The sequence below is a fragment of the Streptomyces sp. NPDC006872 genome, from assembly GCF_040635845.1.
GTDB lineage: Bacteria > Actinomycetota > Actinomycetes > Streptomycetales > Streptomycetaceae > Streptomyces.
Genome location: NZ_JBEYIL010000004.1, coordinates 336640 through 359209, shown reverse-complemented (window position 1 = coordinate 359209; position 22570 = coordinate 336640). Strand labels below are relative to the sequence as shown.

Genomic DNA, 22570 nt, shown 5'->3' with positions numbered 1-22570 from the left:
GACGTGGCGGCGCTGAGGCGCCCCTGCCCCCGCCCCCCACCGCCACCGGCCGCCGGTCCTCTCCGTTCCGTTCCGTGGAGCCCCCATGAGCATCAGCCACGCCCCACCCGAGCCCTCCGAGGCGGATATTTCCCCTATATCCGTACCCGAGGGTCCTCTCGCGCTCACCCCCATCGTCCCCCGCTCCTCCCGCCGCGCCCGCGTCCCCCGCTGGCTGCGCCGTACCACCGGACCGGTCCTGCTCCTTCTGCTGTGGCAACTCCTCAGCGCGACGGGCGTGTTGGCCTCCGACGTCCTCGCCTCGCCGGGCCGGATCGCCCAGGTCGCCGGTGATCTCGTCTCCGACGGCTCCCTGTCCTCGGCCATGGGCACCTCGCTGCAGCGCGTGGCCGCCGGGCTGCTCCTGGGCACCGTCATCGGCACCGGACTCGCCCTGGTGTCGGGGCTGTTCCGAATCGGGGAGGACCTCGTCGACGCCCCGGTGCAGATGTTGCGGACCGTGCCGTTCGTCGGACTCATCCCGCTGTTCATCATCTGGTTCGGCATCGGCGAGACCCCGAAGATCGCCATCATCACGCTCGGGGTGACCTTCCCGCTCTACCTCAACGTCTACGCCGGGATCCGGGGCGTGGACGCGCAGTTGATCGAGGCCGGGGAGTCGCTCGGGCTGTCGCGCCGGGGACTCGTGCGGCATGTGGTCCTGCCGGGTGCGCTGCCCGGCGCGATGACGGGCCTGCGCTACTCGCTCGGTATCGCCTGGCTCGCGCTGGTCTTCGCCGAGCAGATCAACGCCGACTCCGGCATCGGCTTCCTGATGGTGCAGGCGCGGGACTTCCTGCGCACCGACGTGATCGTGGTCTGCCTCATCGTCTACGCCTTCCTCGGCCTGCTCGCCGACTTCGTCGTCCGTACTCTCGAAAGGCTGCTGCTGCAATGGCGACCGACGTTCACCGGCCGTTGAGCCCCCGGGCGGCGCAGACGCCGCAGGCGGTCCGCGTGGCGGGGCTGACCCGCTCCTTCGACGGGCGTCCCGTCATCGACGACCTCCGGCTCGACATCCGGCCGGGCGAGTTCGTGGCCCTGCTGGGCCGCAGTGGCTGCGGCAAGTCCACGCTGCTGCGCATCCTCGCCGGGCTCGACCGTGACATCGAGGGCACCGTGCTGGTGCCGCGTCGCAAGGCCGTCGCGTTCCAGGCGCCGCGGCTGATGCCGTGGAAGAAGGTGTGGCGCAATGTGCTCCTCGGGCTGCCGGGCCGGCCCGAACGCCCCGTCGCCGACCAGGCCCTGGCGGAAGTGGGGCTCGGGCATCGCGCCGACGCCTGGCCGAAGACCCTCTCCGGCGGCGAGGCACAGCGCGCCTCCCTGGCCAGGGCTCTGGTGCGGGAACCCGATCTGCTGCTGCTCGACGAGCCGTTCGGCGCGCTCGACGCGCTCACCCGTATCAACGCGCAGCGTCTGGTCGGTGAGTTGTGGCAGCGCCGCGGCTGCGCCGTGCTCCTCGTCACGCACGACGTCGAGGAGGCCGTGCTGCTCGCCGACCGGGTGCTGGTGATGGACGACGGTGTCATCGCGCACGAGCAGGAGATCGACCTCGATCGCCCGCGCGACATCGCCGACCCCCGCTTCGCGGAACTGCGCGCCGGACTGCTGCGCCGCCTCGGCGTGGACCCGGCCGCCGCCGAAGCCGCCTGACAGCCGGCCGCCGCCACCTCCGCCGACCGCCGACCGCCGCCACTTTCGCCGACCGCCGCCGCCTCGGCCGCTCAACCCCGCCCCGCCCCGTTCCGCCCCGTTCCGCCCCGTTCCGCCCCTCAACCGGTACTCCCCTCCTCCGAACGGACCCCCATGCGACGACGCCTCCTCCCCGCGGCCCTGCTCCTTCCGCTCGCCCTGCTGCTCACCGCCTGCGGCGGGAACGCGTCCGCCGGCACGGGCGCGGGCGGCGACACCGACGGCAAGGGGTCCCTCACTCTCAACGTCGGAGACCAGAAGGGCGGTTCCGAGGCCGTGCTGCGAGCCGCGGGAGAGCTGAAGAACCTCGACTACAAGATCAAGTGGTCCACGTTCACCTCCGGACCGCCGCTTCTGGAGGCGGTCAACGCCAAGGCGGTCGACATCGGCGGCGTCGGCAACACCCCGCCTGTCTTCGCCGCCGGCGCCGACTCGAAGATCACGGTGGTGTCAGCCTTCCACGGCACGTCCAAGGGCGACGCCGTCCTCGTACCCGCCGATTCCGAGCTGACGAAGCCCGAGCAGCTCAAGGGCAGGTCCGTCGCCGTGGCGCAGGGCTCCTCCGCGCACTACCAGCTGGTGGCCTCCCTCGAGGCGGCCGGACTGACCCTGAGCGACGTGAAGGTCAAGTACCTCCAGCCGGCCGACGCGCTCGCCGCGTTCACCTCCGGCAAGGTCGACGCGTGGGCGGTGTGGGACCCGTACACCTCGCAGGTGCTGCAGGCGAAGCAGGGGCGGGTGCTGACCACCGGCGACGGTGTCACCAACGGCCTCACCTTCCAGGTGGCCGCGCCGGCCGCGCTCGAGGACACGAAGAAGGCCGCCGCCATCGAGGACTACCTGGAGCGGCTGCGGCGCGCGACGGCCTGGGTGTACGACCACCAGGAGGAGTGGGCCAAGGTGTGGGCGAAGGAGACCGGGCTGCCGTACGAGGTGGCGCTGGCCTCGGTCAAGCGGACGAACTCCACCCGGATCCCGGTCGCGATCGACAAGCCGCTGATCGCCTCCGAGCAGCGGATCGCCGACACGTTCACCGAGCTGAAGCTCATCCCGCGCAAGGTGGACTTCGCGGCCTTCGTGGACCCGCGCTACAACGGCGAGCTGCCGCCCTCCACCACTCCCGCGCGCGTGTCCTCGTAGTCACAGCCGACGCGGGAAGATCCACGCCCACCGTTCCGTTGGTAGAAGCGTGAACAACGTGCGTGAGGTCGAGGTGGTCGTCATAGGCGCCGGTCAGGCGGGTCTGGCCGGCGCCTATCACCTGCGCCGCACCGGTTTCGAGCCGGAGCGCGACTTCGTGGTGCTCGACCACGCTCCCGCCCCGGGGGGCGCCTGGCAGTTCCGGTGGCCCTCACTGACGTACGGCAAGGTGCACGGGATGCACGCGCTGCCCGGTATGGAGCTGACGGGCGCGGATCCCGAACGGCCGTCGTCAGAGGTCATCGCCGAGTACTTCGACGCCTACGAACGCGCCTTCGACCTGCGGGTGCGGCGGCCGGTCGAGGTGACGGCCGTCCGGGAGGGCGCCGGTGGGCGGCTGCTCGTGGAGACCTCCGACGGAACGTGGTCCACGCGCGCCCTGATCAACGCCACCGGCACCTGGGACCGGCCGTTCTGGCCGCGCTACCCCGGCCAGGAGACCTTCCGCGGGCGGCAGCTGCACACCGCGCAGTACCCCGGTCCCGAGGCGTTCGCCGGGCTGCGGGTGATCGTGGTGGGCGGTGGGGCGTCCGGCACCCAGCATCTGCTGGAGATCGCGCCGTACGCGGCCGACACCGCCTGGGTGACGCGACGTCCTCCCGTCTTCCGCGAGGGGCCCTTCGACGAGGCGGTGGGCCGGGCGGCGGTCGCCCTCGTGGAGGAGCGGGTGCGACAGGGGCTGCCGCCCAAGAGCGTCGTGTCCGTGACGGGGCTGCCGCTCAACGACGCGATCCGGCAGGGGCTGACCGACGGTGTGTTGGACCGGCTGCCCATGTTCGACCGGATCACCGAGGGCGGCGTGGAGTGGAACGACGGGCGGCGGTTCGCCGCCGACGTCATCCTGTGGGCGACCGGCTTCCGGGCCGCCATCGACCATCTCGCGCCGCTGCGGCTGCGTGAGCCGGGCGGCGGGATCCGGGTCGAGGGCACGCGTGCGGTCGCCGATCCCCGCGTCCACCTCGTCGGCTACGGGCCGTCGGCCAGCACCATCGGGGCCAACCGGGCCGGACGCGCGGCCGTACGGGACATCAGGCGGCTGCTCGCGGAGGAGACCGTAGCCGTCGCCTGACGCATCCGCCGAGTCAGCCGGCCGACGCCGACGTGCTCTTGGCGCCCTTCGTGCCCGCCGAACTGCTCGGGCTCCTGGAGGCCGCCTTCTGGTTCCGGTCGAACTCGGCGACGTTGCGCCGGTGCTCCGCGTAGCTCGCCGTGAAGCGCGTGTCGCCCGGCCTGACCGTGACGAAGTACAGCCAGTCGCCCGGGGTGGGACTGATGGCGGCGCGCATCGCCTCCTCGCCGGGGTTGTCGATCGGCGTCGGCGGCAGGCCCATGCGCTGGTAGGTGTTGTAGGGGCTCTCGATGCGGGTGTCGCTCTCCGTCGTGATCAGCGTGGATCGGTTCAGCGCGTAGTTGATGGTGGAGTCCATCTGCAACGGCATCCCGCGCTCCAGGCGGTTGAACACCACCCTGGCCACCTTGCCCATGTCCGCCTTGGTGACCGCCTCGGCCTGGACGAGGCTGGCGATGGTGACCGCCTGATAGACGTTCATCGCGTTGCGCTGGGCGCCCGCCGCGACCGGCGCCTTGTTGAACTTCTTGTTCGCCGTGCCGACCATGTACGACAGCAACGTGCGCGGGGTCGCCCTCTCCAGCGGGTACGTCGCCGGGAAGAGGTAGCCCTCCGGGTTGCCGTCGGCGTCGTTCGGCAGCTTCAGACCGGCCGTCGGCAACGCGTTGAGCGTCGTGCCGGGCGGCAGGGCGAGCGCCTTGTCGACAGCCGCGTAGATCTGGCTCGCCCGCCAGCCCTCCGGGATGACCAGGGACGTCGGCTTCGCCTGCTCCTTCTTCGGGCTCTCCAGGCTCAGCAGCGGCACCGCCACGGCGGTGCCGGCCACGACGGCGCCGGTCGCGATGAGGACGAGACGGCCCCGGCGCGTCAGTCGAATCGTGCTCCGTGGCGGAGTGTTCATCTGCATGCGGGCACGGTAACCCTCACACCGTCACAAACCCGGCATAACTTGCCATACTTTCATCTTGTCGGCTCCAGGCGGGCGTCTCGTCGCACCAGGGCCGTATACCGCCCGTCCCGCTCCAACAGCTCCTCGTGCGTGCCCCGTTCGGCCACCTGACCGGAGTCGAGCACCAGGATCTGGTCGGCCCCCCGAATGGTGGACAGGCGGTGGGCGATGGTGAGCGTGGTGCGGTTGGCCGAGAGCGCGTCGATGGCCTCCTGGACCGCCCGTTCCGTACGGGTGTCCAGAGCGCTGGTCGCCTCGTCGAGGATCAGCACCGGCGGGTCGCGCAGGATGGTGCGGGCGATGGCCAGCCGCTGCTTCTCACCGCCCGAGAAGCGGTGCCCGCGCTCGCCGACGACCGTGTCGTAACCGTCGGGCAGGGCGGCGATGTGGTCGTGGATCTGCGCGGCTCGCGCGGCCGTGTACAGCTCCTCGTCGGTGGCGTCCGGCTTGGCGAAGCGCAGGTTGTCGGCGACCGTGGCGTGGAAGAGATACGTCTCCTGCGAGACGACGCCGATCCCACGCGCGAGGGTGTCGAAGTCGAGATCGCGGACGTCGACGCCGTCGAGGGTGACCCGACCGCCCGTCACGTCGTACAGGCGCGGCACCAGATAGCCCAGCGTGGACTTGCCGGCGCCGGTCGGGCCGACCACGGCGAGACTGCCGCCGGCGGGGACGGTGACGTCGATGCCGGCGAGAACGGGCCCGCCCTTGTCCTCGTACCGGAAGTCGACGTCCTCGAAGCGGACCTCGCCCTTGATCTGGTCGAGGTGGACCGGGTTCTCGCGCTCGGTGATGTCGATGGGGAGGTCGAGGTACTCGAAGATGCGCTGGAAGAGCGCGAGCGACGTCTGGATCTGCACCCCGGTCGACAGAAGGCTGACGGCGGGACGGAACAGGCCCTGCTGGAGCGAGACGAACGCGACGATCGTGCCGAGGGAGACATCGGGGCCGCCGAGCTGGAGGGTCACGCCCGCGGTCCAGTAGATGAAGGCCGGCATCGCGGACATGACGATCCCGATCACGGCCATGCGCCAGCGGCCGGCCATGTTCGACCTCACCTCGAGATCGACCAGCTGTTCGGACTCCTCCGAGAAGGCCCGCGTGAGGGAGTCGGAGCGGCCCATGGTGCGGCCGAGCAGGATGCCGCTGACCGACAGCGACTCGGTGACCGTGGCGGCCATCGCGGCCATCTGCTTCTGACGCTGGGTGGTGATCTTCTTGCGCTCGTTGCCGACACGGCGGCTGATCCACACGAAGACCGGCAGCAGGAGCAGGGAGACGACCGTGAGCCGCCAGTCGAGGGCGACCATCGCGATGATCGTGGCGACCACGCTGGTGAAGTTGGAGACCAGGGAGGTGGCGGTGGAGGTGACGGTGGCCTGCATGCCGCCGATGTCGTTGGCGATGCGGGACTGCACCTCGCCGGTACGCGTGCGCGTGAAGAAGGCGAGGGACATGCGCTGCAGGCGGTCGTAGACGGCCGTGCGCAGATCGTGCATGACGCGCTGGCCGACCGTGGTGGAGATCAGGGTCTGCAGGACGCCGAAGACGCCGCCGAGGACGGCACTGAGGATCATGCCGAGGGCGAGGAGGCTCAGCAGGCCGGTGCGCCCCTCGGGGATGGCGACGTCCAGCGTCTCCTTCAGCAGGAACGGGGTGGCCACGGCGACCAGGGACGAGGCGGCGACCAGCAGGCCGACGACCGCGAGCCGGGCGCGGTAGGGCTTGAAGAGGGTGAGGATGCGGCGCACCTGCCGGGGTTCGTCGGTCGAGGTGCCGGGCGAGGGGGTCCAGTCGATGTTGTCGCGGGGCATGGCTCCTACGGAGTGTGAGACGGTGAGGATTGACGGAGCATAGCTCATTGTTACCTATACTCACAATGAATGGCATCCTGATATTGTTCCCACATGACCACCCCCGATTCCGACAGCCTGCTCGCCGAGCAGCTGCTGCAGCTCACGCGCCGGGTGCACCGCATCCAGAAGCGCCATCTGCAGCAGAGCGGGCTCGGCGTCACGCCGGCACAGGCCCGGTTGCTGCGCACGCTGGCGCACTGCGAGTCGCCGCCGCGCATGGCCGACCTCGCCGAGCGCCTGGAGGTGGTGCCCCGGGCCGTGACCACCCTGGTGGACGGGCTGGAGGCGAGCGGCAAGGTACGGCGGATGCCGGACCCCACCAACCGGCGGGTGATACGGATCGAGCTCACCGAGGCCGGCCGCACGGCTCTTCGGGAGCTGCGGGGCGCGCGGGTGTCCGCCGCGGAGGAGATCCTGGATCCGCTGACGGACCTGGAGCGCCAGGTGCTCGGCGGGCTGCTGGACGCGCTGGTGGGCGGGTCGTCGGAGGGTGAGCAGCAACCGCAGCAGAAGCAGGGGCGGACCTGCTGAACGCGAGAACGGGCCGCGGCCGCCCCTCCGCACTGCGGGAGGGGCGGCCGCGGCCCGTCGTGTCGACGGCGGCCGTCAGCCGGCGTCAGAGGCGGTTTCCTTGGTGAGCTGAGCGGGAACCGCAGCCTCGGCGCCGGCCGCGGCCGCGACCTCCGGCTCCTCCTCCGCGTCGGCGACGGCCTCGCCGTCCAGGACCTTCCTGGCCCGCTCCAGGTCCAGCGCGCCCTCCCAGCGGGAGACGGCGAAGACCGCCACGCAGTTGCCGAGGAGGTTGGTGACGACGCGCATCGAGTCCATGATGCGGTCCACGCCCAGCAGCAGGGCCACCGCGCCGGCGGGGATGGCCCCGAGCGAGGAGGCGGTCGCGGACAGGGCGAGGAAGGCCGAACCGGGGATGCCGGCCATGCCCTTGCTGGTGAGCATGAGCACCAGGATCACGGTGATCTGCTGGCCGAGGCTGAGGTCCACGCCCACGGCCTGGGCGATGAACAGGGTGCCGATGGACAGGTAGAGCGAGGCGCCGTCGAGGTTGAAGGAGTAACCCGTGGGCAGCACCAGGCCCACGGCGTCGTCCCGGGCTCCGGCCCTGCGCAGCTTCAGCATCACGCGCGGCATGACGGACTCGGTGGAGGCGGTGCCGAGCGCGAGCAGCATCTCCTCGCGGATGTAGCGCAGGAACTTCCACAGGCTCAGCCCGGTGACCAGTCGCAGGGCGATGCCGAGCAGCGCGACGAACAGGGCCGCGGCCGCGTAGCACAGGGCGATCAGCTTGCCGTAGGTCTCGATCACGCCGAGGCCGTAGTTGCCGATCAGGACGGCCATGGCGCCGAACACCGCGATGGGCGCCAGTCGCATGACGAAGCCGACGATCGCGAAGATGATCTCCTGGGCCTGCTCGATGGCCGGCAGCACCTTGGGCACCTTGGTGTGGCCGAGATGCAGCAGCGCGGCGCCCACCAGACAGGCCAGGATGAGCACCTGGAGCAGGGAGTTCTCCGCGAAGGCGCCGACGAAACTGGTGGGCAGCGCGTTCACGATGAACTCGGTCGTCGTGGGCAGCGAACCGCCGCCCGTCTTCGCGTCGACCGCCGAGGTGTCGAGCGTGGCCGGGTCGACGTTCATCCCGGAGCCGGGCTGGACGATGTTGGCGGCGAGGAGCCCGATGAGCAGGGCGAGCGTGCTCGCGACCTCGAACCAGATCAGGGCCTTGAGCCCGATGCGGCCGAAGGCCTTCAGGTCACCGGCCTTGGCGATGCCGACGACGACCACGCAGAACACCAGCGGCGAGATGATCGTCTTGATGAGCCGGGTGAAGCCGTCGCCGAGCGGCTGGAGGTCCGTGGCCACGTCGGGCCACAGCTTTCCCACCAGGATGCCGAGGACGAGCGCGCAGGCGACCTGCGCGAAGAGTGAGGTACGCAGTATGCGTGCGACGCGTCGCGACGGGGACGGGACGGACGGCGGCACGGGCACTCCTTGGGGGGACGGTGGAACACAGAAACCGGGGACGGGACTTCTGCGATACGGAAAGCGGCTTCCGTAGCGATCACTTTGAAGGCGTCGTTGATCGCGCACAAGACTTCCGCGTTTCCGCTGTGTAAATCCCCCGGCGGAGTGACGCATCGCACGCATACGGGGCTCAGCAGCCGCTGTGGTCCTCGGTCAGCACCCCCTGAACCGTGGTCAGCCGGCGGTCGTGGCAGCCGTCCGAGCCGTACAGCCGGTAGCGCTCGCTCGTCGTGCCGACGGCATGACGCTGATCCCGGGGCACGTTGAGGGTGAAGGTGGCGTCCCCCGTGTAGGTGTCGTCGAGGGTCGACCAGGACGTCCGTCGGCCGTGCCGGGTCGTCACGGCGTCGGCCCGGTCGCCGAGGGTCAGGACGGTGCGCAGCCGGTCGTCCGCGCCGACGGTGGTGGTCCCGTTCATCGTGTAGACGCGGTCGACCCTGGTGGCCCGGCCGTCGACGGTGACCGTCTCGTCGTCCGTCCAGCGGGCGTCCAGGCCGTCCGTGTTCTCGCCGTCGGTCCAGCGGTGCGCCGAGGTCGTGGCGAGGGTACGGGTGACGGCGGTCGTGACCCGGCCGTGCGAGGTGTCGACGTACCCGGCGACGGCCAGTCGGTGCCCGCCCTCGGTGTCGACGCGGTGTTCCGTGCCGGGTGTGTACGTGGAGGAGTTGACGAGCTCACCGGCTTCGAGGCGGGTCAGCTTCCCGGTGACCCGGGCGCGGTGGGCGTCCTGCCAGACGAGGACGTTCACGGGGGCGCTCCAGCCGCTCTGCCCCTCGGGGACGCCGACGACGGAGACCTCGATCCGGTGCGGGCGGCCGTCGTTGAGGATCCCGGCGAAGGGGGTCAGGTCGTATTCGATCGGCTTGACGTCGAAGGCGCGCGGGCCCGGGACGACGTACCAGAGGAACGGGTTGGACCAGCCGCCGGTCCAGACGTTCGGGAACGGCGCGGCGATGCCGGCGAGCTGCCCGTCGACCTTGATCTGCACCTCGCGGTAGGGGCCGTCGTGGGCCTGGCAGGAGTACGGGGCGGAGTCGGGCACGCTGAGGTACCAGTACTCCTCGCAGCCGCCGCCCGAGCCGGTGGCGTACACCTCGGCGAGGATGCGCTCGCTGTTGCGCGGTGTGGTGAGGGTGTTGTCCGCGCCGAGGGTGAGGACGCGGTCCGGGATCGCAGCCGGGGTCGCGGCCGGCTTCCCGACGAGTTTCCCGACCGGATTCCCGGCGGGTTTCCCGGCGGGTTTCCCTGCGTAGAACGTCAACGTGACCTTGACGTCGAGCACGCCCGTGTACGTGTCGTCGACGACGTTCCCGATGAGCATCTCGACGTCCTGGCCACGACGGAAGGTGTCGGTGTAGCGCGTGACGTCCTTCTCGACGGACCACTCGATGCCGTCGGGCGACGGCTCCGGCGTCGAGGTGCGGAATATCTCGACGCCGCCGACGTGCAGATAGCCGAGCCGGTCGAACTGCCGCCCCTTGACCTTGCCGTCGAGCCGCAGCACCACCTTGCTCCAGCGGTCTCCGCAGCCGTCCGGCGGGGTGTACGTGCCCCGGTAGGGGGTGAAGTCCCGGAACTGCGCCTCGGCGACGGTCACTTCGCAGGACTTCCCCGAAGGCCGGTCCACGGGCGGGGCCGCGGTCACGGGATCGTGCCAGTCCCCGCCGAATTCGGCGGGGACCTCCGGGGTGGAAGCAGCCGCCTGCGCCGCGCCGCTTCCGAGGACGGTGCCCGCCAGGAGGATCGCTCCGGTGAGCATGGACATGATGATCCGACTTCTCATGGCCGGTGTTCTACGGGGCGTCGCCCCCTCCCCGCAATGAGGCCTCCGCCGGGAGTACTAGGGCTTCAGCGCGGCCCTGTCCCCCATGACCACCACCGGACGCCGATCCGGATCGAGCGTGCGCAGCAGGTACTCCATCGCCGTCCTGGACAGGCTGATGCAGGCCGATGTACCGCTGCCGTGGTCCATGTGCAGCCAGATCCCGCCGCCCTTCTCCTCGCCCTCGGGCCGTGTGGGGTCGTCGGGCGGGGTGCCCCGGACCCGGTTGTAGTCGATGGCGATGACGTAGTCGAAGTCGTGCCAGTGCGACCTCGCCCACCAGCGCGGCGCCGCGAGGTCGGCGGACCGCGTGTACGGCAGCCTGGTCCCGGGGTCGGCCAGGACGCCGCCCGCGTCGGTGAGGGTGAACACTCCGACGGGGCTGCGGTTGTCGCCGGTGTGATGCTCGGCGGTCCAGCCCTTCTTGCCGTTGTGTCCCCGCCAGCCGCGGACCCGATCCCAGGTCGCGCCACGCTTGGCGTAGAGCACGACGGTGGCGTCCGCGGAGTCCTTTCCGTCGCCGTACACCGCCAGGACCTGGCGCGAAGCGGCGGGAATCCGCCGTTGCAGCCGATCCCCGACCCCCGGGACGCGGGTCGCCGCGGCCGCTCTCGGCGAGCTTCTGCCGCCCTCGGAACCCGCCCCCGTGGTGCCGTCACGCCCGCGTTCCCCGCCCGCGCCACCGCACGCGGCCAGGGCCGCGAGCAGGACGCCGCAGGTCGCCACGGAGGCTGCCGCTCGCCGCACATCGCCGTCTCGCATCGGGCCATGCTCGCATCACTTTCCGGATGTTTGCGGCATGTTACGGACATCAAGGTCACATCGGGTGGCTTCCGGATCTCGTCGCCGCCATGGAAAACCGGTTGATTTTGACCACCCTGCGAAGCGAACCTTGCACGGTTTGTTGCCGCTCCCCACCCCTCCCCTGCCCCCGCCTCTCCCCCCTCCCCTGACTCGAGCCACTGGGACGTCATGCAGATCCAAGACCTTCCGTACCCCGACCCGGGTGTGCCGGACGTACGCTCAGGGCGCCACTTCCTGTGGTGGCTCGGCCGCAACCAGCTGGGCGGCCAGCTCAAGGCCCTGGCCTGGGGGCTGCTGCACTTCGTCGCCGTCTCCGCGCAGCCGTTCTGCGTGGGTTTCGCCATCGAGGCCGTCGTGGACCGCTCCGGTACCCGGCTCGCCCTCACCGGCGGCGTGATGGCCCTGTGCGGCGCCGCCACCGCGATCGGGGACACCTTCCTGCACCGGGCCGCCGTCACCAACTGGATCACCGCTGCCGCCCGGGTCCAGCAACTGCTCGCCCGCAAGGCCTCACAGCTGGGCTCCGCACTGACCCGGCGGGTCGCGGCCGGCGAGGTCGTGGCCGTCTCCACCGGAGACGTGGAGAAGATCGGCTGGTTCGTGGAGGCCGTGTCCCGCTTCACCGCCGCGGCCCTCACGATCGTGCTGGTCTGCGTGGGCCTGGTCGTCTACCAGCCGGCGCTCGGCGTCGTGGTCGCCCTCGGCCTGCCCGCCCTCGCGCTGTCGGTGCTGCCCCTGCTGCCACGGGCGACGCGACGGGCCGACTTCCAGCGCGAGAAGGCCGGACGCGCCACCGAACTCGCCTCCGACACCGTGGCCGGCCTGCGGGTGCTGCGCGGGATCGGCGGCGAGGAACTGTTCCTCGACCGCTACCGCAGCGCCTCGCAGGAGGTCCGGCACGCGGCCGTACGCAGCGCGCGCATGTGGTCCCTGATCAGCGCCATCCAGGTGCTGCTGCCCGGCCTGCTGCTGATCGTGGTCGTCTGCTACGGCGTCCATCTGGCCCGCGAGGGCCGCATCACCGTGGGCGAACTGGTCACGGTCTACAGCTCCGTCATGGTCATGACCTATCCCCTCAGGCATTTCGAGGAGATCGCGATGGCCTACTCCTTCTCCCGCCCCTCGGCCAAACGAGCCGCCGGCGTGCTGTCCCTGGAACGCGCCACCGACATCGGCGGATCGCGCGCGGCCGACGCTCCCTCGGGCGACCTGTACGACCCCGCCACCGGCCTGCTCGCGCCGGCCGCCCGGCTGACCGCCGTGGTGTGCGGCGACCCGGACGCGGCCGGACGGCTGGCGGAACGGCTGGGCGGACACCCCCCGGAGGACGGCCCGTCGGTCCTGCTCGACGGCGTCCCGCTGGACGAACTGCCGCTGGACTCCGCTCGCGCGGCGGTCCTCGTCCAGGACAAGGACCCGGTGCTGCTCTCCGGTTCCCTGCGCGATCTGCTCGACGTGCCCGCCTCGGGTGCGGTCGACGCGGATGCGGCACTGGCCGCCGCCCGATGCGGGGACGTCCTCGAGGCGCTCGTCCAGGGCTCGTTGGACGCCGACGACCCGATGGACGCCCGCATCACCGAACGCGGCCGATCCCTGTCCGGCGGCCAGCGGCAACGGCTCGCGCTGGCCCGCTCCCTGTACACGGACCCCGAGGTCCTCGTGCTGGACGAGCCCACCTCGGCCGTCGACTCGCACACCGAGGCACGGATCGCCGAGGGCCTGCGGGAACTGAGGGACGGGCGCACGACGGTCGTGTTCACCTCGTCCCCACTGCTGCTGGACCGGGCCGACCGGGTCGTGCTCGTGCACGAGGGCGAGGCCGTGGCGGTCGGCACGCACCGCGAACTCCTGCACTCCGAGCCCCGATACCGGGCCGTGGTGACCAGGGAGACCGAGGAGGAGGCCGAAGAGCGTTCTCTGAGCGGTGTGTTGAAGGACCTGGAAGAGAAGCGAATGGAAGAGATCGAGCGCGAAGAGATCGAGGAGACGGCATGATCGGCGTGGCGCCACCCGCGTACGACCCGGCGGCACCGAAGACGGCGAACACCCTGCCCGTCGGCGCACCGGCGACCGTACGCGCCTACGTGGCCGAACTCCTGCGTCGGCACCGCCGCGCCTTCCTGCTCCTCCTCCTCGTCAACACGGTCGCCACGGTCGCCTCGATGGTGGGCCCCTGGCTGCTCGGCGACCTCGTGGAACGGCTGTCGGACGGAGCGCGCGAGCTCCACCTCGGACTCACCGCCACGCTGTTCGTCGTCGCCCTGGTCGTCCAGGCCGCGTTCGTACGGCAGGTGCGGCTGCGCGGCGCGATGCTCGGCGAGCGGATGCTGGCCGACCTGCGCGAGGACTTCCTCGTACGGTCGGTGCGGCTGCCGCCGGGCGTGCTGGAGCGGGCCGGGACGGGCGATCTGCTGTCCCGCATCACCACGGACATCGACCGGCTGGCCAACGCGATGCGGGAGGCAGTGCCCCAGCTGACGATCGGCGTGATGTGGGCCCTGCTGCTGCTCGGCGGGCTCGTCGTCACGGCGCCGCCGCTGGCGCCGGCCGTCCTCGTCGCGGTGCCGCTGCTGGTGGTCGGCTGCCGCTGGTACTTCAAGCGGGCGCCGGCCGGCTACCGCTCGGAGGCCGCCGGCTACGCCGCCGTGGCCGCCGCCCTCGCCGAGACCGTCGACGCCGGCCGCACCGTCGAGGCCCACCGCCTGGGCGAGCGCCGCATCGCGATCTCGGAGGAGCGCATCCAGCAGTGGACCGCCTGGGAGCGCTACACGCTGTGGCTGCGCTCGGTGCTCTTCCCGGTGATCAACATGGTGCACGTCACGGTGCTCGGTTCCGTGCTCATGCTCGGCGGGGCGTTCGTCCTGCAGGGCTGGATCGGCGTCGGTCAGCTGACGACGGGCGCGCTCCTGGCGCAGATGCTCGTCGACCCCGTGAACCTCATCCTGCGCTGGTACGACGAGCTGCAGGTGGCCCAGGTGTCGCTGGCCCGGCTCGTCGGAGTGCGCGACATCGAGCCCGACAGCGGGGAGTCCGGGCTGGCGCCGGACGGGCGCGACGTGCTTGCCGACCAGGTCCACTTCGGCTACCGCGAGGGCGTCGACGTGCTGCGCAAGGTGTCGCTCGAGGTCTCCCCCGGGACCAGACTGGCCCTCGTCGGCCCCTCCGGCGCGGGCAAGTCCACGCTGGGACGACTGCTCGCAGGGATCTACGCGCCACGCGACGGCCGGATCACCCTCGGCGGTGCCGAGCTGTCGCGGATGACCGCCGAACGCGTCCGCTCCCATGTGGCGCTCGTCAACCAGGAGCACCACGTCTTCGTCGGCTCCCTGCGCGACAACCTCCGGCTCGCCCGCACGGGTGCGCAGGACGCCGAGCTGTGGGCGGCCCTGGGCGCGGTCGACGCGGAGGCCTGGGCGCAGGCGCTCGCCGACGGCCTCGACACCGAGGTCGGCTCCGGCGGCGTCACGCTCACCCCGGCACAGGCCCAGCAGATCGCGCTGGCCCGGCTGGTGCTGGCCGACCCGCACACGCTGGTCCTGGACGAGGCGACCTCGCTGCTCGACCCGCGTGCCGCACGCCACCTCGAGCGCTCCCTCGCCCGTGTCCTGGACGGCCGCACCGTCGTCGCCATCGCGCACCGGCTGCACACCGCTCATGACGCCGACGTCATCGCCGTCGTCGAGAACGGCCGCATCAGCGAGCTGGGCAGCCACGCCGAGCTCGTCGCGGCGGACGGGGCGTACGCGGCGCTGTGGCGGTCGTGGCACGGGTGAGGAGGGAAGCGGCCGTCGCGGGGAGCCGGGGCCGGTGAAAGGCGTGCGGGCACCTGCATCCGCGCCGGTGTCACGACCGGTGCCGGTGCAGGTGTCGCAGCCGGCACCGGAGCGGCTACGGGACCTGCTGCCTGCGCCTTCGGCGGAACCGCCGTCGGCAGCGGAGTACGTGCCGGGAGCCGAGCAGGCGCCCGTGTCCCCGCCGCTCCCCGCAGCCGGGGCGACACAGAGGGCGGTGCGGGCCACCCCAGGTCGCTGCGCCGACGCCCTGAGCGAGGCGGCCCGGACCGGACTCCGTGCGTCCTCTGGCGTTGCGCGGTACCGAAGCGGGGTGGAACGCTGGAAAGCGGCACCCGCGCGGGAGACCGTCGGAATCCATCCGGAACACGCCGCGCCCGACCGGTGCCCCGTGCGGCGGCACCCCACCGCCGACCGCGGGGAGTACCGGCCGGTCACCCACTGGAGGTAGCCGTGAACAGCGCCGACGGATGGGGAGACGACGTCTACCAGCCCGACTCGTCCGACATCCAGGAGGACACGGGACTGCTCGACGCGGAGGACACGCTGGACAACGACGGCGTCGGGGACCCCCTCGACCGCGGCTGGTCCCCACCGGACCGCCCCTGGGCCGTGGAACACGCCGGTGTGACCGCCGCGGAGCGCCGCCAGGGGGAGAGCCTGGACCAGCGGCTCGCCGAAGAGGTACCGGATCTGGACGTGCCCGACGGCGACGGCATCGGCGACTGCGACGGCACCGACGGGGAACTCCTCGACAACGAGGTCGGCGCCGCTCGCTCCGGCCGGCTCGTGGCGCCTGACGAGGGCGTCCACGAGGACGAGGAGAGCGCGCTGATCGCCACGGACGTGGGCATCGACGGCGCGGCCGCCTCCGCCGAGGAGGCCGCGATGCACATCGTCGACGAGGACACCCTGTCCGGTTGACCCCCCGGTGGCCGACCCGACCGCTCCCGGCCCGTCGCCACCACCTCCACCGCACGAGGAGTGCTCATGCAGCAGGACAAGCAGCCCGACTACCACCCGGTCGTCTTCCGCGACCGCACCGCCGGTTACGCCTTCCTGACCCGGTCCACCGCTACCAGCGACCGGACCATCGAGTGGGACGACGGCGAGACCTACCCGGTCGTGGACGTGGAGATCTCCTCGGAGAGCCATCCCTTCTACACGGGCAAGGCGCGCACCGTGGACACGGAGGGCCGGGTCGCCCGCTTCGAGCGGCGCTACGGCGACGGCGGTGACATGACCTGAACCGGCGCAGTGCGCGCCGACCGTCAGATGTAGTTGAGGGCGGCCGCCCCGCCCACTCCCCCGAGCACCATGAACACGGGCATCAGCACCTTGAGCTCGACCCAGCTGCCCGCCCGGAACCGCATCGCCTTGGGCGGACCGATCGGGTACCAGCGTTTGCGCCCGATCGGGATGGGCCACAGGACCGGGCAGCCCGAGACGGTCAGCGAGTCCCCGATGTCGTGCACCAGGGCGCCCAGCACCACGGGCAGCCCCAGCCACAGGTACTCCTGGCCGGGCTGGGTGAACAGCCAGTCCGAGCCGTTGCCGGCCTTGTCCAGGACACCGGCGAGGATCCAGGCGCTGGTCGCGGCGAGCAGCCACACGAGCACATCGCTGCTGGATCCCCGGGCCGCCCTCCACAGCAGGCCCTCGATCGCCAGCACCATGTGCACGAAGAGGATCACGAGGACCGCCCAGCGGCCACCGGTGAGCGCCAGCGCCGAGGTGCCCCCGCCGATCATGACCGCCCACAGCCAGGTGTGGGTGAGCGTGCGGTGCCCTCCGGAGCGGCGCGGGTCGCCCTGCTTCTTCGTGGCCTTGTAGACGGCGTAGGAGAGCTTGTCGACGATCTCGCACAGCCAGCGCGAGAGGGGGCCGAAGGCCCGGGAGATGGTCGCGGCCTTGTGATCGAGATCCGGGGCGAGCGCGGCCCCGGCGCAGATCAGCGCACCGACGAGCAGAACCGGCCAGGGCATCGTGTGCCCGGCCGCGGCGGCCGCCGCACCGACGCCGAGCCAGGCGGCGGCCCCCGACAGTGAGTGTGCTGGTCCCATCATGGCCGTTGCCCGCCCTATTCCTCGTGTGCCGCTGTCCAGTTGACCGGGTGCGATGACGCTCCGTCGGCGACACAGCGTAGCGGCCGTGATCTTCGGGCCGGCAGCCGATTCCCCCATCAAGGGCGAGGGCAGGCAAGATGGGGTCGTGACCCTCATCGATCAGCTGCCTCCGACCGCAGATCCCGACGCCCTGTACGAAGCCTTCGAGTCCTGGGCGCAGGAGCGCGGTCTGACGCTCTACCCCCACCAGGAGGAGGCGCTGATCGAGGTGGTCTCCGGCGCGAACGTGATCGTGTCGACGCCCACCGGTTCCGGCAAGAGCATGATCGCGGCGGCCGCCCACCTGGCGGCTCTCGCCCGCGACGAGGTCACCTTCTACACGGCTCCGATCAAGGCCCTGGTGTCGGAGAAGTTCTTCGAGCTGTGCAAGATCTTCGGCACGGAGAACGTCGGCATGCTGACCGGCGACGCGTCCGTGAACTCCGACGCCCCGGTCATCTGCTGCACCGCCGAGGTGCTCGCGTCGATCGCGTTGCGCGACGGCAAGCACGCGGACGTCGGTCAGGTCGTCATGGACGAGTTCCACTTCTACGCGGAGGGCGACCGCGGCTGGGCGTGGCAGATCCCCATCCTGGAGCTGCCGCAGGCCCAGTTCGTGCTCATGTCGGCGACGCTCGGCGATGTGTCCTTCTTCGAGAAGGACCTCACTCGGCGCACCGGCCGGCCCACGGCGGTGGTCCGCTCGGCGACCCGGCCCGTGCCGCTGTCCTACGAGTACCGGTACACCCCGATGACGGAGACCCTCACCGACCTGCTGGACACGAGGCAGGCGCCCGTCTACATCGTGCACTTCACGCAGGCGCAGGCGGTGGAGCGGGCGCAGGCGCTGATGAGCATCAACATGTGCTCGCGCGAGGAGAAGGAGCGCATCGCCGACCTGATCGGCAACTTCCGCTTCACCACGAAGTTCGGCCAGAACCTGTCGCGCTACGTGCGGCACGGCATCGGCGTCCACCACGCCGGCATGCTGCCCAAGTACCGGCGCCTGGTGGAGAAGCTCGCCCAGGCCGGCCTGTTGAAGGTGATCTGCGGTACGGACACGCTCGGCGTCGGCGTCAACGTGCCGATCCGCACGGTGCTGTTCACGGCGCTGACCAAGTACGACGGCAACCGGGTGCGCACCCTGCGGGCCCGTGAGTTCCACCAGATCGCGGGCCGGGCCGGCCGGGCCGGCTTCGACACGGCGGGCCTGGTGGTCGCGCAGGCCCCCGAGCACGTCATCGAGAACGAGAAGGCCCTCTCCAAGGCGGGCGACGACCCGAAGAAGCGCCGCAAGGTGGTGCGCAAGAAGGCGCCGGAAGGCTTCGTCGGCTGGACGGAGAACACCTTCGACAAGCTCATCGAGTCCGAGCCGGAGCCGCTGACCTCCCGCTTCCGTGTGACGCACACGATGCTGCTGTCGGTGATCGCCCGCCCCGGAAACGCCTTCGAGGCGATGCGGCACCTGCTGGAGGACAACCACGAGCCGCGCAAGCAGCAGCTGCGCCACATCCGCCGGGCGATCGCGATCTACCGCTCGCTGCTGGACGGCGGCATCGTCGAGAAGCTCGACGAGCCGGACGCCACCGGCCGCATCGTCCGCCTCACCGTGGACCTGCAGCAGGACTTCGCACTGAACCAGCCGCTGTCCACCTTCGCGCTGGCCGCGTTCGAGCTGCTGGACCCGGAGTCGCCCTCCTACGCTCTCGACATGGTCTCCGTCGTGGAGTCCACGCTGGACGACCCGCGCCAGATCCTGGCCGCCCAGCAGAACAAGGCGCGCGGCGAGGCGGTGGCCGCGATGAAGGCGGACGGCGTCGAGTACGAGGAGCGCATGGAGCGTCTCCAGGACGTCTCGTACCCGAAGCCGCTGGAGGAGCTGCTCTTCCACGCGTACAACACGTACCGCAAGAGCCACCCGTGGGTCGGTGACCATCCGTTGTCGCCGAAGTCCGTCATCCGCGACATGTACGAGCGGGCGATGTCCTTCACCGAACTGGTCTCCCACTACGAACTGGCCCGTACCGAGGGCATCGTGCTGCGCTACCTCGCCAGCGCCTACAAAGCCCTCGATCACACCGTCCCGGACGACCTCAAGTCCGAGGATCTGCAGGACCTCGTCCAGTGGCTGGGCGAAATGGTGCGGCAGGTGGACTCGAGCCTGCTGGACGAGTGGGAGCAGCTCGCCAACCCGGCGGAGATGACGGCCGAGGAGGCCCAGGAGAAGGCCGACGAGGTCAAGCCGGTCACAGCCAATGCGCGGGCCTTCCGGGTCCTGGTCCGCAACGCGATGTTCCGCCGTGTCGAGCTCGCCGCTCTCGACCATGTCGACCAACTCGGCGAGCTGGACGCGGAGGCCGGTTGGGACGCCGACGCGTGGGGCGAGGCGATGGACAAGTACTGGGACGAGTACGACGACCTCGGTACCGGCCCGGACGCCCGGGGACCCAAGCTGCTCGTCATCCAGGAGGAGCCGCAGAACGCGCTGTGGCGCGTCCGTCAGATCTTCGACGACCCCAACGACGACCACGACTGGGGCATCAGTGCGGAGGTCGACCTCACGGCCTCCGACGCCGAGGGCCGCGCGGTCGTCCGCGTCACGGCCGTCGGCCAGTTGTGAACGCAGGAAACGCAGGAACCGGCAGCACAGGAACAGACAGCGAAGCAGGCACAGGAGAAGCGCACCGATGACGAATCCGGCTGAGAGACTCGTCGACCTGCTCGACCTGGAGCAGATCGAGGTCAACATCTTCCGGGGCCGCAGCCCGCAGGAGTCCCTGCAGCGCGTCTTCGGCGGCCAGGTGGCGGGCCAGGCGTTGGTCGCGGCCGGCCGGACCACCGACGGCGACCGGCCCGTGCACTCGCTGCACGCGTACTTCCTTCGCCCGGGCCGGCCGGGTGTGCCGATCGTGTACCAGGTCGAACGGGTGCGGGACGGGCGGTCGTTCACGACCCGCCGGGTCACCGCCGTGCAGCAGGGGCGCACGATCTTCAATCTCACCGCCTCCTTTCACAAGCCTGAGGTAGGTCCTTTCGAGCACCAGCTGCCGCCGGCCCGCGAGGTCCCGGACCCGGAGTCCCTGCCGACGGTGGTGGAGGAGATCCGGGAGCATCTGGGCGCGTTGCCGGAGCAGTTGGAGCGCATGGCGCGCCGTCAGCCCTTCGACATCCGGTATGCGGACCGGCTGCGCTGGAGCGCCGAGGACGTCAAGGAAGCCGAGCCGCGCAGCGCCGTGTGGATGCGCGCGGTCGGTCCGCTCGGCGACGACCCGCTCGTCCACACCTGCGCGCTCACCTACGCCAGCGACATGACCCTCCTGGACGCCGTCCGCCTGCCGGTCGAGCCCTTGTGGGGGCCGCGGAACTTCGACATGGCGTCCTTGGACCATGCGATGTGGTTCCATCGGCCGTTCCGCGCGGACGAGTGGTTCCTGTACGACCAGGAGTCGCCGATCGCCACGGGCGGACGCGGTCTGGCCCGCGGGCGCATCTACGACATCGAGGGGCGTCTGCTGGTGTCGGTCGTCCAGGAGGGGCTGTTCCGGGCGCTCTAGGTCCGGTGCGTCACGCGTTTCGACGGCGTAGCCAGCTGAGCAGACCGCGCGCCGGCCGGTCCGGCTCCTCGGGTGCGTCCAGCACGCCGGGGGCGTCCAGCACTTCGGACGCGGTCGGTTGCTTCGGCCTGTGCGGCGGGACGGGATGCGGTGCGGGACCCGACACGGCCGGCTTCGATGCCGGGCGCGGTGCGGGCTGGTCGGCGCGGGCCTCGTCCAGGGTGTTTGCCAGGTCGGACCTGAGCCAGGCGAGCTCGTCGGGGTCATCGGCCGTCATGATCTTCTCGACGAGGCGTGCGGCGGGCGTTCCGGGGGCGCCGTGGGCCGGCGGTCCCGGCCGGAACCTGTTCAGATGGGCGCGCTCGTAGGGGTCCTTGACGATCTCGGCGACCTGGAGCGGGTCGAGGAATCCGGCGAGAGCTCCGGCGCGCTGCCAGGGGCCGTCGGTCTGGCGGAGCAGGAAGCCCAGGTGGCGTCCCCGCCAGTTCCTCGACCGCAGGTCGACGCCCGCTGCCAGCTGGCTCCGCAACACCTCGGGGGTCCGGCCGGTGAGCAGGAACGCGTTGGTCTTGTCGGAGGCGAACTGCCGTAGCTCGTCGGCGAGATACAGCCAGACGACGGCCCGGTACCGGTTGAGGTAGAACTTATCTCACCAACCGAGCGGCCAGGCATCCGGCGACCGCTCACCCTCAACGGCCCGCTGACCTGCTTCCTTTCAGTTCCCTTGACTTCATGCGAATTACTTTGACTTGAAGTTCTGGCGCTCCCCCATTGCTCCCCAGCAGTCGCCGCTCCCCAGATCCTCCCCAGCCGTCGGCGCCCTGAGCAGGGTCGGGACAGGTCATCCCGCCGCTTCCCCGACCCGTCCCGGCTGGTACTCGCTCCCCGCGCGGGCGGCTTCCTCGCGCCTTATGTCCTCCATGGCGATGACACAGTCAGCGCAGCCGCGAACCTCGCGCTCGCCGCATGCCTGGGGGTGGATGACGCCGACTACCGCCGTCGGCACCTCGCCCTTGGATGGATGCCGGAAGCAGACCCCTAGCGCCCAGTCGTAGAGGTCGAGGATCTGCTGTCGGTCCATCTCTGCTCTCCCGTTGCGGTGGCCGGCGGGGACGCTGCCCTGATTCCCGGGTTGCTCAACCGGATGCGTCGGCCGGAGGTGGTTCACCCCTTCAGGTGAACATGCGTTCGATTCGTGGACACTACATCGAGCCCTGCGGCATATGCCAGGTCGCCCGCAGGGCCAAGTGGTCGGTCACCGATCAAAGCGACAGTTTTGGTACTGACGCAAGATCGTCTCAGTCAGAGCGTTACCGGGTGCCAGCCCGCCGACACCCGCGCCCTGACTGGGTCCGCAAGAAACAGATCGCCCTCGGTCTCCGCATCGGAGACCTGCGGCGCGCCGCCGACCTGTCCCAGGATCAGTTAGCCGACCGAATGGGGGTCGAGCGGCGGACAATTCAGCGCTACGAGAATGCGGTCACGGACCCCCGCTACGCCGACCTGCTGCTGCTCGCCAATGCGCTGAGGGTGCACGTCACCGACCTCCTCCGGGGTTGACTTTCTGTCAACACCCAACACGCCCGACTGGATCACCGCAAGGTCATCGACGCATATATCTGACCGGATGTGTGCAGTGAGAACGTTTC

Annotated in this window: 19 protein-coding genes and 1 pseudogene; 12 read left to right on the top strand and 8 right to left on the bottom strand. The window is 70.8% G+C overall.

Features of this window, described 5'->3' with window-relative positions:
- The first annotated feature begins 85 nt into the window (after positions 1–85).
- From ABZ725_RS14850 to ABZ725_RS14835, 4 genes are all read left to right on the top strand, one after another.
- Positions 86–961, top strand: a complete 876-nt coding sequence (locus tag ABZ725_RS14850; RefSeq protein WP_358803082.1) for an ABC transporter permease — start codon at positions 86–88, stop codon at positions 959–961.
- Entirely contained in the window at positions 934–1692 is a 759-nt protein-coding gene (locus ABZ725_RS14845) for an ABC transporter ATP-binding protein (protein WP_358803081.1), read from the top strand. The genes ABZ725_RS14850 and ABZ725_RS14845 overlap by 28 nt, the downstream gene beginning before the upstream one ends.
- 153 nt (positions 1693–1845) lie before the next feature.
- Positions 1846–2871 (top strand): ABC transporter substrate-binding protein, encoded by a 1026-nt coding sequence (locus ABZ725_RS14840; protein WP_358803080.1) that lies wholly within the window; start codon positions 1846–1848, stop codon positions 2869–2871.
- A 49-nt stretch (positions 2872–2920) separates the two neighbouring features.
- Positions 2921–4000 (top strand): NAD(P)-binding domain-containing protein, encoded by a 1080-nt coding sequence (locus ABZ725_RS14835; protein ID WP_358803079.1) that lies wholly within the window; start codon positions 2921–2923, stop codon positions 3998–4000.
- Positions 4001–4013: 13 nt separating this feature from the next.
- Here ABZ725_RS14835 and mltG read toward each other — a convergent pair whose 3' ends face one another.
- Together mltG and ABZ725_RS14825 are read right to left on the bottom strand one after the other, a co-directional pair.
- Entirely contained in the window at positions 4014–4907 is an 894-nt protein-coding gene (gene mltG / locus ABZ725_RS14830) for an endolytic transglycosylase MltG (RefSeq protein ID WP_358803078.1), read from the bottom strand.
- 53 nt (positions 4908–4960) lie between these two features.
- A complete protein-coding gene (locus tag ABZ725_RS14825) occupies positions 4961–6763 on the bottom strand; it encodes an ABC transporter ATP-binding protein (protein ID WP_358803077.1) in 1803 nt (600 codons plus the stop codon).
- Between the two features lie 93 nt (positions 6764–6856).
- On the opposite strand from ABZ725_RS14825, the gene ABZ725_RS14820 reads away from it, so the two are divergent.
- Positions 6857–7336, top strand: a complete 480-nt coding sequence (locus tag ABZ725_RS14820; RefSeq protein WP_351916371.1) for a MarR family transcriptional regulator — start codon at positions 6857–6859, stop codon at positions 7334–7336.
- A gap of 75 nt (positions 7337–7411) precedes the next feature.
- Here ABZ725_RS14820 and ABZ725_RS14815 read toward each other — a convergent pair whose 3' ends face one another.
- The 3 genes from ABZ725_RS14815 to ABZ725_RS14805 all read right to left on the bottom strand — a co-directional run bounded on the left by ABZ725_RS14815 (position 7412) and on the right by ABZ725_RS14805 (position 11429).
- A complete protein-coding gene (locus ABZ725_RS14815; RefSeq protein WP_358803076.1) occupies positions 7412–8803 on the bottom strand; it encodes a cation:dicarboxylase symporter family transporter in 1392 nt (463 codons plus the stop codon).
- 172 nt (positions 8804–8975) lie between these two features.
- The gene (locus tag ABZ725_RS14810) at positions 8976–10628 is read right to left on the bottom strand and encodes a peptide-N4-asparagine amidase (protein ID WP_358803075.1); all 1653 of its coding nucleotides are present in this window, start codon (positions 10626–10628) and stop codon (positions 8976–8978) included.
- A gap of 57 nt (positions 10629–10685) precedes the next feature.
- Positions 10686–11429 (bottom strand): L,D-transpeptidase family protein, encoded by a 744-nt coding sequence (locus tag ABZ725_RS14805; RefSeq protein ID WP_358803074.1) that lies wholly within the window; start codon positions 11427–11429, stop codon positions 10686–10688.
- A 210-nt stretch (positions 11430–11639) separates the two neighbouring features.
- On the opposite strand from ABZ725_RS14805, the gene ABZ725_RS14800 reads away from it, so the two are divergent.
- The 4 genes from ABZ725_RS14800 to ABZ725_RS14785 all read left to right on the top strand — a co-directional run bounded on the left by ABZ725_RS14800 (position 11640) and on the right by ABZ725_RS14785 (position 16510).
- Positions 11640–13466, top strand: a complete 1827-nt coding sequence (locus ABZ725_RS14800; protein WP_358803073.1) for an ABC transporter ATP-binding protein — start codon at positions 11640–11642, stop codon at positions 13464–13466.
- Complete coding sequence (locus ABZ725_RS14795; protein ID WP_358803072.1) at positions 13463–15244, top strand: ABC transporter ATP-binding protein; 1782 nt, start codon at positions 13463–13465, stop codon at positions 15242–15244. Before ABZ725_RS14800 ends, ABZ725_RS14795 begins: the two co-directional genes overlap by 4 nt.
- 471 nt (positions 15245–15715) lie before the next feature.
- Complete coding sequence (locus ABZ725_RS14790) at positions 15716–16186, top strand: DUF5709 domain-containing protein (protein WP_351902950.1); 471 nt, start codon at positions 15716–15718, stop codon at positions 16184–16186.
- A gap of 66 nt (positions 16187–16252) precedes the next feature.
- Positions 16253–16510, top strand: coding sequence for a type B 50S ribosomal protein L31 (locus ABZ725_RS14785; protein WP_351902947.1), 258 nt, complete (start codon positions 16253–16255; stop codon positions 16508–16510).
- Between the two features lie 23 nt (positions 16511–16533).
- On the opposite strand, the gene ABZ725_RS14780 is transcribed toward ABZ725_RS14785, so the two are convergent.
- The gene (locus tag ABZ725_RS14780) at positions 16534–17328 is read right to left on the bottom strand and encodes a metal-dependent hydrolase (RefSeq protein WP_358803071.1); all 795 of its coding nucleotides are present in this window, start codon (positions 17326–17328) and stop codon (positions 16534–16536) included.
- Between the two features lie 145 nt (positions 17329–17473).
- Here ABZ725_RS14780 and ABZ725_RS14775 point away from each other — a divergent pair, with 145 nt between their 5' ends.
- Complete coding sequence (locus ABZ725_RS14775) at positions 17474–19987, top strand: DUF3516 domain-containing protein (protein WP_358803070.1); 2514 nt, start codon at positions 17474–17476, stop codon at positions 19985–19987.
- A 67-nt stretch (positions 19988–20054) separates the two neighbouring features.
- Positions 20055–20921, top strand: a complete 867-nt coding sequence (locus ABZ725_RS14770; RefSeq protein ID WP_358803069.1) for an acyl-CoA thioesterase II — start codon at positions 20055–20057, stop codon at positions 20919–20921.
- Between the two features lie 10 nt (positions 20922–20931).
- Here the strand turns inward: ABZ725_RS14770 and ABZ725_RS14765 are convergent.
- Positions 20932–21567 (bottom strand): annotated as a pseudogene (locus ABZ725_RS14765) (DUF6397 family protein); the annotation flags it as partial.
- Between the two features lie 195 nt (positions 21568–21762).
- Positions 21763–22002 carry a hypothetical protein gene (locus ABZ725_RS14760; protein WP_358803068.1) on the bottom strand — a complete coding sequence of 80 codons (240 nt, stop codon included), beginning with the start codon at positions 22000–22002 and terminating at the stop codon, positions 21763–21765.
- A gap of 101 nt (positions 22003–22103) precedes the next feature.
- Here ABZ725_RS14760 and ABZ725_RS14755 point away from each other — a divergent pair, with 101 nt between their 5' ends.
- Entirely contained in the window at positions 22104–22481 is a 378-nt protein-coding gene (locus ABZ725_RS14755; protein WP_358803067.1) for a helix-turn-helix transcriptional regulator, read from the top strand.
- Positions 22482–22570: the final 89 nt, after the last annotated feature.